Origin of the sequence: Candidatus Protochlamydia amoebophila UWE25, from assembly GCF_000011565.2 — a bacterium.
GTDB classification, from domain to species: Bacteria; Chlamydiota; Chlamydiia; order Chlamydiales; family Parachlamydiaceae; genus Protochlamydia; species Protochlamydia amoebophila.
Genome location: NC_005861.2, coordinates 1999184 through 2013875 on the forward strand (window position 1 = coordinate 1999184; position 14692 = coordinate 2013875).

At 33.7% G+C, this 14692-nt stretch carries 7 protein-coding genes and 3 pseudogenes; 8 read left to right on the top strand and 2 right to left on the bottom strand.

Annotated features, from left to right (window positions below):
- Positions 1-378: 378 nt before the first annotated feature.
- The 3 genes and pseudogenes from pknD to PC_RS11460 all read left to right on the top strand — a co-directional run bounded on the left by pknD (position 379) and on the right by PC_RS11460 (position 4829).
- Positions 379-3327, top strand: coding sequence for a serine/threonine-protein kinase PknD (gene pknD / locus PC_RS07875; protein ID WP_011176191.1), 2949 nt, complete (start codon positions 379-381; stop codon positions 3325-3327).
- Entirely contained in the window at positions 3314-3877 is a 564-nt protein-coding gene (locus PC_RS10090) for an NUDIX hydrolase (protein ID WP_011176192.1), read from the top strand. The genes pknD and PC_RS10090 overlap by 14 nt, the downstream gene beginning before the upstream one ends.
- Before the next feature lie 199 nt (positions 3878-4076).
- Positions 4077-4829: pseudogene (locus tag PC_RS11460) on the top strand (IS982 family transposase).
- Positions 4830-5217: 388 nt separating this feature from the next.
- Here PC_RS11460 and PC_RS10095 read toward each other — a convergent pair.
- Complete coding sequence (locus tag PC_RS10095) at positions 5218-6783, bottom strand: BTB/POZ domain-containing protein (protein WP_011176195.1); 1566 nt, start codon at positions 6781-6783, stop codon at positions 5218-5220.
- A gap of 729 nt (positions 6784-7512) precedes the next feature.
- On the opposite strand from PC_RS10095, the pseudogene PC_RS12000 reads away from it, so the two are divergent.
- The 3 genes and pseudogenes from PC_RS12000 to PC_RS10105 all read left to right on the top strand — a co-directional run.
- A pseudogene (locus tag PC_RS12000) lies at positions 7513-7677 on the top strand (transposase); the annotation flags it as partial.
- Positions 7678-7804: 127 nt separating this feature from the next.
- Positions 7805-7957, top strand: a complete 153-nt coding sequence (locus tag PC_RS12005) for an IS3 family transposase (protein ID WP_420885546.1) — start codon at positions 7805-7807, stop codon at positions 7955-7957.
- 235 nt (positions 7958-8192) lie between these two features.
- Positions 8193-8519: an integrase core domain-containing protein gene (locus PC_RS10105; protein ID WP_181679101.1), complete on the top strand. Its 327-nt coding sequence runs from the start codon at positions 8193-8195 to the stop codon at positions 8517-8519.
- Between the two features lie 436 nt (positions 8520-8955).
- On the opposite strand, the gene PC_RS07905 is transcribed toward PC_RS10105, so the two are convergent.
- A complete protein-coding gene (locus PC_RS07905; protein WP_044045205.1) occupies positions 8956-9846 on the bottom strand; it encodes a U-box domain-containing protein in 891 nt (296 codons plus the stop codon).
- A 543-nt stretch (positions 9847-10389) separates the two neighbouring features.
- Here PC_RS07905 and PC_RS11470 point away from each other — a divergent pair.
- Both PC_RS11470 and PC_RS07910 read left to right on the top strand, forming a co-directional pair.
- Positions 10390-11198 (top strand): annotated as a pseudogene (locus tag PC_RS11470) (IS982 family transposase).
- Positions 11199-11789: 591 nt separating this feature from the next.
- On the top strand, positions 11790-14639 hold the full coding sequence (locus tag PC_RS07910; protein ID WP_011176200.1) for a valine--tRNA ligase: 2850 nt from the start codon (positions 11790-11792) through the stop codon (positions 14637-14639).
- Positions 14640-14692: the final 53 nt, after the last annotated feature.

Below are 14692 nucleotides of genomic sequence, written 5' to 3' on the forward strand. Positions count from 1 at the left end.
CAAAAATGATATCTTTTTTAAAACCATTGAATCGTTATCAATATGTTTGGTTTGAAATGAATCCTGGAAAAAAATTCTTATCTAGGGAACAAGTGAGAAAGCGATTGTTGCAGCCCATATTTATTGGAAATATGATCTATTTAGAACATTTTAGAATATTAAAGTGCGGATCTTGGTAATACATTTCCAGAAGAGATGAAATAGAAACAAATGTTTTATTTTGTCAAATGGAAACATTTTATTCTTCAATAAAGGTGTATATTTTGAAGAAGAGCTAGACTATATAATTGTGTTGTCCATAATACCTTTTTAGAAACTTGCGATTTATGGCAATATTTGCAACAAACAAACCAGCTTTAATAATCGATTTGATTTAATATGCCCCATTCTTTTCCTGATTATTCTTTTACCTGTCCTTTCTGCAAGAACAACTGCAAACTATCGTTTGCTCAGTGTCCTGCTTTTTGCCCATTCTGTGGTAAATCGCAAAAAAATGAATCGACAGGTTTACCTATTCAATCTGATTTTTATCAAATCATTAAAAGCATTGGCAAAGGAGGAATGGGAGAGGTTTTTTTAGCCTACGATCCTTGTTATGAAAGACAAATTGCTATCAAAAAAATCCGCTCAGACCTTCTTGAACATCCTCAAATTAAAAAGCGCTTTTTAAAAGAAGCCCATATGACCTCGCAATTAACCCACCCAGCCATTATTCCCATTTACACAATTCGATCGGATGCCGATACAGCTTATTATACAATGCCTTTTGTAGAAGGAGATACACTTAAGCAAATCATCCGAAAAACCAAACTACAGGAAAAAAATGGGGAAACATTAGATTATCTTGGTGGATCCATTTTGGCTTTAATGAGAGTGTTTATTACAATCTGCCAGGCTGTTGCTTACGCTCATTCGAAAGGAGTGCTACACCGGGATCTAAAACCAGAAAATATCATCATTGGAAAATATGGAGAAGTCCTAATTTTAGATTGGGGATTAGCCAAATTTATTGATCAGTCTCCTGAAGAAGAATTGTTGGCCTCTTTTCCAGAATCTCTCACTAAACAAAAAGATATTACTAAAATTGGAAAAGTTGTAGGAACTGTTGCTTATATGGCTCCAGAAAGAGCCTTGGGTCAACCTGCAACAATTCAAACTGATATTTACTCTTTAGGTGTTATTTTATATCAGTTATTAACTTTAAAAAGTCCTTTTAAACGAGGAACTTTAGATGAATTTCGAAAAAATATGAGTCGAGAAGAGTGGCAAGATCCTGTCACAGCGGCTCCCTATAGAGAAGTTCCTCGAATGTTGGCTAGTTTTACGGAAAAATGTTTATCGCTTGATTTACAAAACCGTTATCAAAGCGTTGAAGAACTCATTCGAGATATTGAAAACTACCTAGAGGGCCGATCTGAATGGTTTTGTATTGCAAATCTCAATACTAAAGAAAAAAACGATTGGGAGTTTCAAGAAAATGTTTTAATTGCTGAACATGTTGCCATTACTCGGATGACGGATGACGCTGAATGGGTTAGCCTTATGATTTCAAAGCAATCTTTTACAGGAAATACAAAAATCGAAGCAGATGTTTGTTTAGGCGAACAAGGACATGGCATTGGTTTTCTTCTCAGCGTTCCAGAAGCCAGCGCACGAGAACATCTTATCGAAGGCTATTGTTTATGGCTAGGTTCGGATTTTAGTAAAACAACTAAACTTCTACGCTCAAACGTTGAAGTCGTGCATGCACCTGACATCTTTTTAAAAAGGCAGCAAACTTACCATGTACGTATTGAAAAAGTTGATAAATCTATTCATGTTTACATTAATGATAATTTGCAGTTTTCTTATATTGCTCATATTCCTTTGATTGGCACTCACGTCGGATTATTATCGCGAGATGCTGATTTTGAAATCAGTCCTCTTGAAATTTATGTTGGTAACTTAAATATCAATGTTAATTGTTTAGCTGTTCCTGATGCTTTTTTAGCACATCGCGATTACAACCAAGCTTTAAGTGAATATCGTCGCATCGCTTATTCTTTTCCTGATCGGACAGAAGGAAGAGAAGCTTTATTTAGAGCAGGACTGACATTCCTTGAACAAGCAAAAACAGCTGAAAATAAAATGCCATTGCTAGAAGAAGCATTAAATGAATTTGAAAAACTTCATGGTACACCAAGTGCTCCTTTAGAATATTTAGGAAAAGCTCTCGCGTATGAATCAATAAACGATAGCGAAGAAGAAATTAAATGTTATGAACTTGCCTATCGTCGCTATCCCAATCATCCTATTCTACCAATGCTTCAGGAACAAATCATTTCTAGATTGCATGAAGTTTCTAGAATGCAACGAATTACAACTTATCGATTTACACTTTTAACAGTTAGGCATTTGCCTCTTAATAAAATCGACACTCATACGAAACGTTTATTCAATAGCCTACAAAAGCATTGGGAAGTATTACCCTTCATTGAATATAAATCGCCATCTCCCTTAACGACTCTTTCTACACGATTTGCGACACCCCTTGCCTTTTGGTTAGCTAAGCCTTTTATATTAGGAGAAATTCTTGATGATTTAATCCAAAGCCCACCTTTTCCAATTGAAGAAGTAAATAATGCTTTATTATGCCTTGTGGAATTGGGTTCATGGGAATATGCACAAGAAAAATTAAATACCATTCAAACTTATCTTAATTTACCTCAAAACCCTAAATGGTTAGATCTGAAAGCTTTTATTGCCTGTCACTATCAAACATTAGAAGATGTTTATAAAGATTTTTTTTTCCAAATTCCATCGACCAATGCTGACCATCTTCATGCCGTCCTATACTTTATGGACCAATGCTTGGATCAGCTAAATACTTCATTAATATATACCCTTGCTAGACAATTCGAACATGCAGAACTCAGCTTTGAAGATCGCCTCAGATTGAATTGTCGTCGTGTTTGGGCTTATTTATTAGACAAAAATTGGCAAGATGCCGGTAACTTGCTCTATACTTATTCTGTTGAAACGTTAAACAAGGATTCTTCTCTTCTTCATTTTTTATATGGATGCTGGCTGCAAGTCACCGAAGGTGCAGAAATAGCAAATGTTCATTTTGCTGGGGTGAATCCTGTTATGTTTCCCCGTACCTGGACTCTTGGAGCACGCTTTCTAACTAACAATTTATCTAAAGATAGCTATGAGAAAGCATTTATGTGGGAAAAAAGACAACTTTGCAAGCAATTAATACTTTATTATCATTGTGTTGGTAATGAAACCAAACGTATACATTTTCAAAAATTGTACCAAGAACAATTCATTCATGCAGAACTCTAAAAAAACTTTCGCCATTCCTTTTGTCGAAGAAACGACGCTTGCTTTCGAAGAATCGTTCATTAAAATCAAACGAGATCGTTTACGCCTCGCCCATGAAGATCCCTACTCTTATTATACACTCATTACTCCTCCTCAAGCTGTTGTTGTTCTAGCCAGAACTGCTGATGGCTATTATGTATTAAATGAAGAATACCGCCATCCGACAAAAAAGATGTTACTATGTTTTCCTGGTGGATTTATAGATGACAATGAAAATCCTCTGGCCGCTGCGAAGAGAGAGTTGGAAGAAGAAACAGGTTATACAGCTGAAAGCTTTCACCTCTTAGGAAGTGCTTACCCTTATCCAGGAATTAGCGGACAAAAAACTTTTTATGTTAAAGCTCTTGGAGCTAAATTTAATACGTCACCGCGGTTAGAACCCTCAGAAATTATTCAAACTCGTTTATGTTCTTTCGATCAACTTAAAGAGATGATTTCCAAAAATGCTGAACTAGACGGCACTCTTTGCACTGCTTTGTTTTTTAACTCTTTATCTGAATCCACTTCTTAATTTCTACCTATATGAGTTATTTAAATTTCAAAAATAAATCTGAATTGATTACCCAAATCTTTTAAAATTTTACATTTATCCGAGAAGAAAGTATTACTAACCTAAATTTTGGATTTATCCCTTTGATTGAAAGGTCAAAATGGATTTAATCAAATGATATTGTCGTCTAGATAATTTTTGAAAGCCTTTTGAGCAGAAATTGAATAAACAGTTAATTAATCATGGCAAAAGAAAGCGAGGACCTCAACCTGAATAATCGATACCAGAGAGAATGACAATTGTTATTTTATTTCATCAATCAAATAATCGAACATTTAAGCCTTTTATGGGTATGTTACCAACTACTTAGGTAAAGTATTTTCAAACTTAATGAGTACTAGCCGCTTTGTTTATTTAAAAAAGAACCTTTTTGGTCCTGTATTTGCTTATCTTTTGGACAAAAGAGGAGAAATCACAGGAATTACTTTTATTGATTTTCCATCGATAGATGTTTGCCATAATAAACGCATAAAAGCAACAAGGTCTTTAAAGGCTTGACAAAGAGGAAGAAAGCAGCTTCAGGATGGTTTTTCGGGTTTAAATTGCATTTCATGATCAATGAGAAAGGAGAAATTTTAGCTTTTCAGCTTAACTGGACATGTTGCTGATGTCTCTGTTGTCGAAACCTTGTCGAAAGGGATTTTTGGGAAATTATTTGGTGATAAGGGGGGGTATTTCGAAAGAGCTTTCAAAGAGCTTTTGGAACAAGGTCTTGAACTATTTACTCCCCTAAAGTCGAATATGATGCATAGCTGATGAAGTTGACAGGCAAAATTCTTCTTAGAAAACGAGCTATTATTGAAACGATCAATGATCAATTAAAAATATTTCTCAAATGGAATAGACACGCCACAGAAATGCCGGAAATTTTTTAATTAATCGATTAGCTGAAATTATTGCTTATCCTCACTAACCCAAAAAGTCATCGATAAACTTAGCAGAGCAGCATCATTTGTTGTTAATAGCTACCTAAAAACCCAAAATTCAGGTTAATAAAATATTTTTATTTGAAAAACAAAAACTTCTATTTTTTCTTGTTAAGTATTTATCGTGATAATCTTAAAAATTGGGCAAACACTTGCTGCACTATTGGGACTAATTACTTAAACAACAAATTCGACATATATCTTCAAAGCAAGAGTTGGGTTGGGAAAAATATAAGAAGTAAGGATATATTCCGTTTTTTTGCTAAATAAACGTGAGATAAGAAAAATTATTTTTTAAAAGATTTAATAATGTGGAACAGCCACTACGGATGCCATAACTAATCCAGATTAATGTAAGTTGGATTCAATTCAGATTCAATTTGTAGCGGCTAATAAAGCTTTAAAATGCGCTAATCTAAATCTAGCATTTGTAAAATGTTCGCAATCTTCCAAATTCAAATGCTGTAAACTAGTTAAAGGCGCCAAATGTGCTAGCCCAGCTTCAGAAAGATAAATGCATCCGCTCAGATTTAAATATTGTAAAGCCACTAAGTGTACTAAATGTGCTAATCCAGCATTGGTAAGGCTATTGCACCAGCTTAGATCTAAATGTTTTAAAGCTACTAGTGGTACCAAATGTGCTAATCCTGCGTCAGTAAGAAAAGTGCACTGGCTCAAGTTCAAGTATTGTAAAGCCACTAAGGGTGTTAAATGCGCTAACCCGTTGTCCCTAATAAATTTACACCCACTCAAGTTCAAATGTTGTAAAGCTATTAAGGATTTAAAATGCCCTAATCCTTTACTAGTGAGCTTATCGCAAAAGCCCAGGTCTAAATATTGTAAATTCACTAAGGGTGTTAAATGCGCTAATCCAGCGTCAGTAAGTTTTTTACAACCGTTCAAATTTAAATACTGTAAATTTGTTAAAGATGGCAAACATGCTAGACCTGTGTCAGTGAGATGGTGGCATGACTGAAGTTGAAGCACTTTTAAATTTTTACAATTTTTTAATGCTAAAAGATGAGCGTCAGTTAAATAGGCATTTTCTGAAAAATTAAGTCCTTCTATCTCATTTGAAAAATAATTTAAAATTTTTTCAAACTCCTTTAAATGAGGAGTTTGCTTTAACAATAAATTCACCACTGTAAGCTGTAAATAATTTTTTAAAATATTTAATTGAAATCGCTCAGCAAAATCTAAAAATTCTTTTAATTCTACTAGTCTGTCTTCGCTGGAATTAAATAGCTCAAATTTATCTGATTTGTATGCATCAAGCAGCTGTTTTTCTAAATTTTTTACAACATCTGTCAGTTGATAATAATCAGCTAGTTGAATGAAAGAAGTAATGTCTTCCACAGGAACTTTAAAGTTAGCATCCAATAGGCAATTGATTAGACGAGTAAATTCTTTTTGTGTCAAAGCAAGAGGATGTTGAAAAGTTTCTTTAAAATTTCCTGACCAAAGACCTTGAAAATAGGGCGATTTTTCCATTAATAAAGACTTTTGGGAACTTGTAATAGTTAGAAAAGTGTTGTTTTGAAAGCTCAATTTAAATTCTTGAGATAAAGGTAAAAGATTAGAAGATGGGATTGTTGATTCATCAATTTCTTCTAGGGTAACTGAAGAATTTCTTAAAAGCTTATTTTCAATCTTACTTAGTGAAGTTGGATCGGATGATAGGCGATGTTCCATAAATTTGCGATTAACAGTTACTTTTCTTCCCCAAAAAACTTCTTTCCATTGAGATTGAAGTTGATCTCTAGGGATACAATTAAAGAATAAGTTGAGGAAACATTGGAAAATTGTTGTACAAAGTAAATTAATACGCTCAGAAAATTTTAAATAGTTGTTCGATTTATAGCTAGAGCAGGTATTTGTATTGGTAGTGAGACTATTATGTTTAGAAATTGGATTATTATAATAAGTAATCAAAATTACCACCCCACTTGTTTAAATAAATGTATTTAACCTTAAAATATATTATATAAGATAAAATTAGTGCAATATTAATGCAATAAAAGATAGAAATTAAATTCGAAGGAAAATTTCAATTTTATTGATTGATAGCTACTAGTAAGTAAATAAGAATCGATAAGGCTTAAATACCAAGCTTTTAATTTTTAATATCAAAGAGGCTTAAGTTATTGGATTATGCTAAAAGAAGTATTTCTGTAAAGCAATATTAAAGAGAAAATTTTGTAGGACTAGTGATGGATCGTTTAAATAGAAATAGGCTGTATTAATTATCTTTAATACTATCTTAAATCAACCTATCTCCGCTATATACTTTTGAATTGTTAAATTCGCAGATGGAAAAAATACTGCTTATATAATTTTCTATAATGCTTTTTTATCAGAATCAGTCCATGTATTGATGAAAACTTTTTTGCCTTTTATGAAAGAAATTTGAAATTTTCTAAGAACCATCTATGATCATCGCCCATTAACTTTCGCGTCTCTGATTCACATTATTTAATTGCTTTTTAGTTTTTTGGCATATGTTCTGTCATTATTTCAAGGTTTTTTAATAGTGACCTACTCCCAAAAAATTAATCTATCTTAAGATAAATAAAATTTTAATTAAGGAGCAAAAGAGATGTTTAGAAGTCGGTTTTACGAAGAGCAAATTATTTTTAATTTAGGCGAAATGGAAGCTGGTATAAAGTTCTAAAGCTTTGCCGAAACTACAATGTGACACCCAATACCTTTTATAAATGGAAAGCTAAATTTGGCGGCATGAACAGTTTCGGAAGCCAAGTATCTAAAGGCTTTAGAAGAAGACGCAAAGCTAAAAGCGATGCTTGTGAAAGCGCTATTAAACAATTGAGCCCTTAAGGTTATATTGTCTCAAAAAAAAGTGGTAAGCTCACAAGCTCAAAGGAAAGCGACCGGTTATCTGAAAAAGCATTTTGAGATAAGCGAAAGAAGAGGCTGTGAACTCATCAAAGTAGTGCGATCGACCATGCATAAAAGTCATGCTCGAGAGAACAAAGACTTAAAAGAGCGTATTTTTCAGATTTCTTTAAAGCATAAAAGCTATGGCTATAGAAGAATCTCCGCTCTTCTTAAAAGAGAAGGATGCTCGGTAAATCATAAAAATGTTTATCGCCTATAAGTCGAAGAGTCGTTAAGTTTAAAAAGAAGAGTTAAGAAGAAGTTTGCCAATCGATTGAGAAAACCTCCTTTGAAAAAGGTCACTGCTCAAATTGAAAATAGGCAATGGATCTTACGTCTGACAGTTGGCTTCAGGCAAGAAAATCCGAATGCTGAATATTATAGATATTTTTTCAAGAGAATACCCAGCGATTTTAGAGGGAAGCTCTATGCCAAGCTACTGAGTGATTGGGGGTTTGGATCGTTTGAGCTTGATAAAAAGAATGCCAGAAAGCATAAGAGTAGACAATGACCCTGAGTATACTTCAAAAATGGGCCAAAGAAAAAGGCTTGAACTGAATTGTATTCCACCTGGGAAGCCAATAAAGGATGGCAACATTGAAAGTTTCAATGGAAAAATCAGACAAAAATGTTTAAATCAAAATTTATTTTTAGACTTACAGGAGGCACAAGAAATCATAGAAGCTTGGAGGGTTGAATACAATAAAGAGCGGCCGCATAGCCTGCTTGAGTATTCGACCCAGCAGAATTCGCTAGCAAATACTTTTTTAAACAAGAAATGATAAAAATTAATAAAAGTATGAGTTTGTAATTGAATTACATTCTTGAGGGGAATCAATAGTACTGGGTGTCCCTGTCCACTTTTTTTGCGCACTAGTAACAGAATGAATTGGAAAATTTCTTTATAATTTGCTGTAAAATAAGCTTAAGGGCTGACTAAATAATTTTAAATGCGTTGGCATATGTAATACTTCGCTAAATTTTAAAATTAAGTATTTTTATAAAATGACATAAAAAACATTTTTTGCTCGCTTTACTAAAATTGAAGTAATTGCCCTAAATTATTTATGGTTGTGTGAATTTGTATCAATAAAGATTCTTAAATGAAAATGAACTAATAATGATTTATAGCTAACTGAGCAAAGTTTGGACAAGATTGAGTTAATCTAAATTTGAAAGAAATTATTTTCAAATTTAGATTAACCAAAACAAAAAGTTTTATTTTGTCTCTACTGATGGATAATATTTTTCTATCTTATTTTTTAGGTTTTTTAACTTTCTTCCTTCAGCCTCAATTTCTGTATTAGTTATCGTAGATTTATTAAGAAGCTCTTGTTCTTCAAGCGTTATATTTCTCGTGGAAATAGCTTCGTTATAACGAGGAAAAAGGTATGAAAATAGTCTATCTGCTACACTCATTGTCTCAAAATTCTTAACTTTTTTCTCCAAAATGACGTTTTTATCCTTAAGAATAGAACATTGGTTTAAAATATTAGCACTTGTATTTAAAGATTCTTCTGTATCGCGTGCAAGGGGCCTAAAATCTTCTAAAAATCGTTCATGCCTGCTTATTAATTTTTGCATTTCTGTTTTATACTCTCGCCTTTCTAGTGTATGCTCTTGCATAAGTTCTTTCATTAACTCAAGGGAGGTCTTTTTTTCAGAAGTATGTTTTTTAGTAAATTCGTCCACTTCTTCTTTAGCACCAGCTAAATTATAATTTTTAATAAGTTTGCTAACGTCGAGAATTTTACTAGGATTCAAAGGACACGTAAATGAAGTTCCTTCTGCAATTGCTCTGTTATAAATTTCCATAATTGCTTCTCGTTCAAATGTATGGCCACATTCATCTACAACAGGATCTGTAAATGGGTAAAGGGTAATAGGACAATTAAAAGATCTAAAATTCACCCCATCTTCAACAGGAAGTTTATTCTCGCCTATAACACAAGGCTTATTCTCAGGAGTATGAGAACAGTTAGTTATTTTCAACACAACTTCTTCACACACTTTTTCTTTTGGTTGATTCAATGTTGTTTGATTCAATGTCGGTTGATCTAATACGGGATAAACGGAATTACACATTGAAGAATTTAAATTTATTGACATATTTAACACTCCTATAAAATTTAAAATAAAACATTTATCTAAAATGAGATAAAAGACGTGTTTTGTCACGCTTTAAATTACTTAAACTTGATAAACAATAAAAATTTAAATTTAATTTAGAAAATTAGTTGTTTATATATCTGCTTATTCATAGTTATCAAAGGATATCTATAGAAGCAATACAAAAACTTTTCCTTTTTTTTATCAACCTTTTTTTTATAAAATGTTAAATAAATGGCAATTGTTTGGTCAAATTACATCTATTTAACTGCGGTTTTTAATTGCTAAGTTAAAAAGATAAAAAAAAGGTAGAAATAGTTTGGCTTTTGGAATTTTTATAACAATGTATTATAAAGCTCGCAGACTTTCGCTTTTTGATACAAAATGATGAGCTTACAAAGCTCTTTTTTTATTAACCTGAATTTTAGATTTCCCCTTTTGATAATGAATAAAAAGAATAAAATTTAAATGGCAAAAGAACTCTGTATGATTTAAAAAATTTGTTTTCCAAAACTAATGTTTAATAGGACATCAGAGGTCAAAATGGATTTAATCAAATGATATTGTTGCCTAGATGATTTTTGGAAGTCTTTTGAGCAGAAATGGCATAAACAGTTAATTAATCATGGCAAAACAAAGCGAGGACCTCAGCCTAAATGATTGATACCAGAGAGAATGACAATTGTTATTTTATTTCATCAATCAAATAATCGAACATTTAAGCCTTTTATGGGTATGTTACCAACTGCTTAGGTAAAGAATTTCCAAACTTAATGAGTACTAGCCGCTTTGTCTATTTAAAAAAGAAACTTTTTGTTTCTCTATTTGCTTATCTTTTGGACAAAAGAGGAGAAATCACAGGAATTACTTTTATTGATTTTCCATCGATAGATGTTTGCCACAATAAACGCATAAAAAGAAACAAGATCTTTAAAGATTTGGCAAAGAGGGAGAAAAACAACTTCAGGGTGGATTTTCGGGTTTAAATTGCATCTCATGATCAATGAGAAAGGAGAAATTTTAGCTTTTCAGCTTAACTAGACATATTGCTGATGTCTCTATTGCCGAAACCTTGTCGAAAGGGATTTTTGGGAAACTATTTGGTGCTAAGGGGGGTATTTTGAAAGAGCTTTCAAAGAGGCTTTTGAAACAAGGTCTTGAACTATTGATTAAAGGCCGAATAGGATGCATAGCTGATGAAGTTGACAGACAAAATTCTTAGAAAACGAGCTATTATTGAAACGGTCAATGATCAACTAAAAAATATTTCTCAAATTGAATAGACACGCCACAGAAATGCCGGAAATTTTTTAATTAATCGATTAGCTGGGATTGTTGCTTATCCTCACTAACCCAAAAAGCCATCAATAAACTTAGCAGGGCAGCATCATTTGTTGTTAATAGCTGCCTAAAAACCCAAAATTCAGGTTTGTATGCTTTTTGAGAATGCGGTGCAGTTAAAAAAATTTACTCAGCCTAATTACTGCCCATATTTTAAATTTTCAGATACAAATTCTTCCTACAATACTTATCTTTCCACGAAATTCCTAACTTCTACCGCCCTCTTTCCCACTATTTTACAATGACTGCTCTTTTCTGAGTCACTATACTGCTTCTTTTTTTGCAAAAATTAGGAGCTTATTAGCAGCTCACTCTCGTTTTTCTAAGTGGAAGTGGACAAAGCCTATAAATTAGCCATCATTGCTAAGTTAGTCTGTTCCTAAGCTGTACATTCATTAACCTGGAAACAAGTTACTTTTATTTTTATGTTTAACTTAACATGATTAAATTTTGTTTCGATTCATTATTGATAATCTATGCAACCTTAGAGATAAATTCTGATAAATGATATAGTGCTAAACCTATGTCTTGTTTTTTAACCAAAAAGCAAAGCTAAAAACCTACTTTGTCGAAGCAAAAGAGAGTTAAGATTAAGGAGAATCATGACCGAATTACCTAAAGCCTATGAAGCAAAAAAGATCGATGAGAAATGGTACCAATTTTGGGATGCAAAACGATATTTTACAGCTAATCCTCTATCGAACAAACCTACTTACTGTATTGTCATTCCTCCTCCTAATGTCACTGGCGTTCTTCATATGGGACATGCTTTAGTCAACACAGTTCAAGATATTTTAATTCGTTGGAAAAGAATGCTTGGTTTCGAAACCTTATGGGTTCCAGGAACAGACCATGCAGGAATTGCCACCCAAATGGTTGTAGAAAGGCACCTCATCAAAACTGAGGGAAAAAAACGAACAGATTATACACGCGAAGAATTCTTAAAACATGTGTGGACATGGAAAGAAAAGAGCGAAAATCGGATTATTGAGCAATTAAAAAGACTCGGAAACTCTTGCGATTGGACCCGTCTTCGTTTTACGATGGATGAAAACAATAGTTTGGCGGTTCGAACAATGTTTAAGAAATTGTTCGACGATGGTCTTATTTATCGTGGAGATTATCTTGTCAATTGGGATCCTCATACTCAAACAGCTTTGGCAGATGATGAAGTTGAATATGAAGATAAGCAATCTTTCCTTTGGTATTTTAAGTATCCATTGAGAGATGAATCTGAATTTATTTCCATTGCCACGACGCGACCAGAAACTATGCTAGGAGATACCGCTGTCGCTGTTTCTCCTAATGATGAAAGGTTTAAGCACCTTATCGGAAAAGAAATTAGACTCCCTTTAATGAATCGCTTAATTCCTATTATTGCAGATCACCATGTCGATCCTTCTTTTGGAACAGGAGTTGTCAAGATCACTCCCGCTCATGATCCCAATGATTATCAAATAGGTCTTAGTCATCGGCTACCGTTTATCAACATCATGACTCCAGATGGCAAAATCAATGAAAATGGGGGGCATTTTCAAGGATTAAGTATGACAGAAGCCCGACATGCTGTTGTTTCTGAAATGAAAGAAAAAGGACTCCTAGAAAAAGTAGAACCTCATCTCAATCGCGTGGGAATTTCTTATCGATCTAAAGCCATTATTGAACCCTACCTTTCTAAACAATGGTTTGTGAAAATGGATGGATTCTCTAAAAAGCTTCGGGAAGTTGTTCAAAATGGCCAAGTTAAATTAATCCCCTCTCATTGGGAAAGTACATATTTTCATTGGATTGACAACTTACGCGATTGGTGCATTAGTCGACAACTTTGGTGGGGTCATCGAATTCCTATTTGGTATCACAAAGAAGATTCGAATCGGTTAATTTGTTATGCTGGCTCTGATTTACCTGATGAAGTGAAAAATGCTCCAGAGGAATGGATTCAAGATTCAGATGTTTTAGATACCTGGTTTTCTTCAGCTTTATGGCCTTTCTCGACGCTTGGTTGGCCGGAACAAACATCGGAACTCGCAAAATTTTATCCCACTTCTGTTCTTGTCACTGGACACGATATTTTATTTTTCTGGGTGGCCAGAATGATTTTGATGGGTGATTATGCCCTGGATCAACCACCTTTCCCCGAAACATATTTGCTCGGGCTGATTTATGGTAAATCTTATTGGCGACAAGAGTCTAATGGAGGAATTTTATACGTCAATGAACAAGAGCGTTCTGATTTTGATATGGGAAAACCCATCCCTAAAGAGGTTTTCTCCAAATGGGAAAAAATGTCTAAATCAAAAGGAAACATTATAGATCCTTTGGAAATGATCGATCAATTTGGGACTGATGCTGTGCGCATGGCACTTTGTGCGAGCGCAACCCAAGCTCGTCAAATTGATTTAGATCGAAGGCGTTTCGAAGAATTTAAAAATTTTACAAATAAAATTTGGAATGGAGCGCGCTTTGTTCTCATGAATTTAGATGGGAATGAGCAAAATAGAACCATGTCTTTAACCTCGCAAGGTTTTTCTCAAGGCTTAGATGAAGCTTTATTTACTTTAGAAGATCGATGGATTCTTTCTGTTCTAAATCGAACAGTCGAAAGTGTTAACGTTCATTTAAATCATTATCAGTTTGATCAAGCAGCAATTGAAGCTTACGATTTCTTTTGGAAAGAGTTTTGTGCTTATTACGTAGAGATCGCCAAACCCATTTTGTTTGGTAAAATAGGAACTGCGCAAGAAAGAACGAACAAACAAAAACTTCTTGTCATCGTTCTTTGTCAAGCTATTCGTTTGATTCATCCCATGGCCCCGTTTATTACTGAAGAGCTTTTTCACATACTTAAAGAGCGATTAGAAGGTGTTGAAGCACTAACCAATGCAGATCCTTATACAAAAGAATGTATTCAAGCTTTACAGAGCTCAGCCTGCCTTGTTGCTCCTTATCCTGTAAGGATAGGAGAAAAAAATCAAAAAGTCGAAGCTGTTTTTGCTTTGATGGAACAAATTGTTTATACCATTCGTAATATTCGTGGTGAAATGAAGTTATCTCCAGGGACGGCAACTGATGTCTATATCATTGGGCAAGCAGATGATCCCGAATGGCAATCTGCTCGGGAACATATTACGATGATCTCTGCTCTTGTCAAAACACGACGAATTCTAGTCGAAACAGAAGAACCAAAAATAGGTTTTGCTTGCACAGGAGTTTATCATGCTTTAAAAATTCAACTTCCTCTTCCAGAAGAGCTCCTCAAACAAGAAAAAACACGTTTAAACAAAGAGCAAGAAAAATTAGAAATTTCTCTAGAGAAATTAAAAAACCAGCTTTCTAATACAGATTTTGTCAGACGAGCACCCGCTCATTTAACTGAAAAGCAAAATCAGCAACTTTCTCAAACTGAACAAGAACTACGAGAAATTAAAGAAAAGTTAATGACTCTTCCATAAGTATTCTGCGGAGATTATCTAGAGGGAAAGAGGGATAAAAAAATTTTATCCCC

Bases quoted from the DNA above. Each gene is read 5' to 3' on its own strand.
- pknD (WP_011176191.1), top strand. From the start codon at position 379: ATGCCCCATTCTTTTCCTGATTATTCTTTTACCTGTCCTTTCTGCAAG.
- PC_RS10090 (WP_011176192.1), top strand. From the start codon at position 3,314: ATGCAGAACTCTAAAAAAACTTTCGCCATTCCTTTTGTCGAAGAAACG.
- PC_RS12005 (WP_420885546.1), top strand. From the start codon at position 7,805: ATGCATAAAAGTCATGCTCGAGAGAACAAAGACTTAAAAGAGCGTATT.
- PC_RS07905 (WP_044045205.1), bottom strand. From the start codon at position 9,846: ATGTCAATAAATTTAAATTCTTCAATGTGTAATTCCGTTTATCCCGTA.
- PC_RS07910 (WP_011176200.1), top strand. From the start codon at position 11,790: ATGACCGAATTACCTAAAGCCTATGAAGCAAAAAAGATCGATGAGAAA.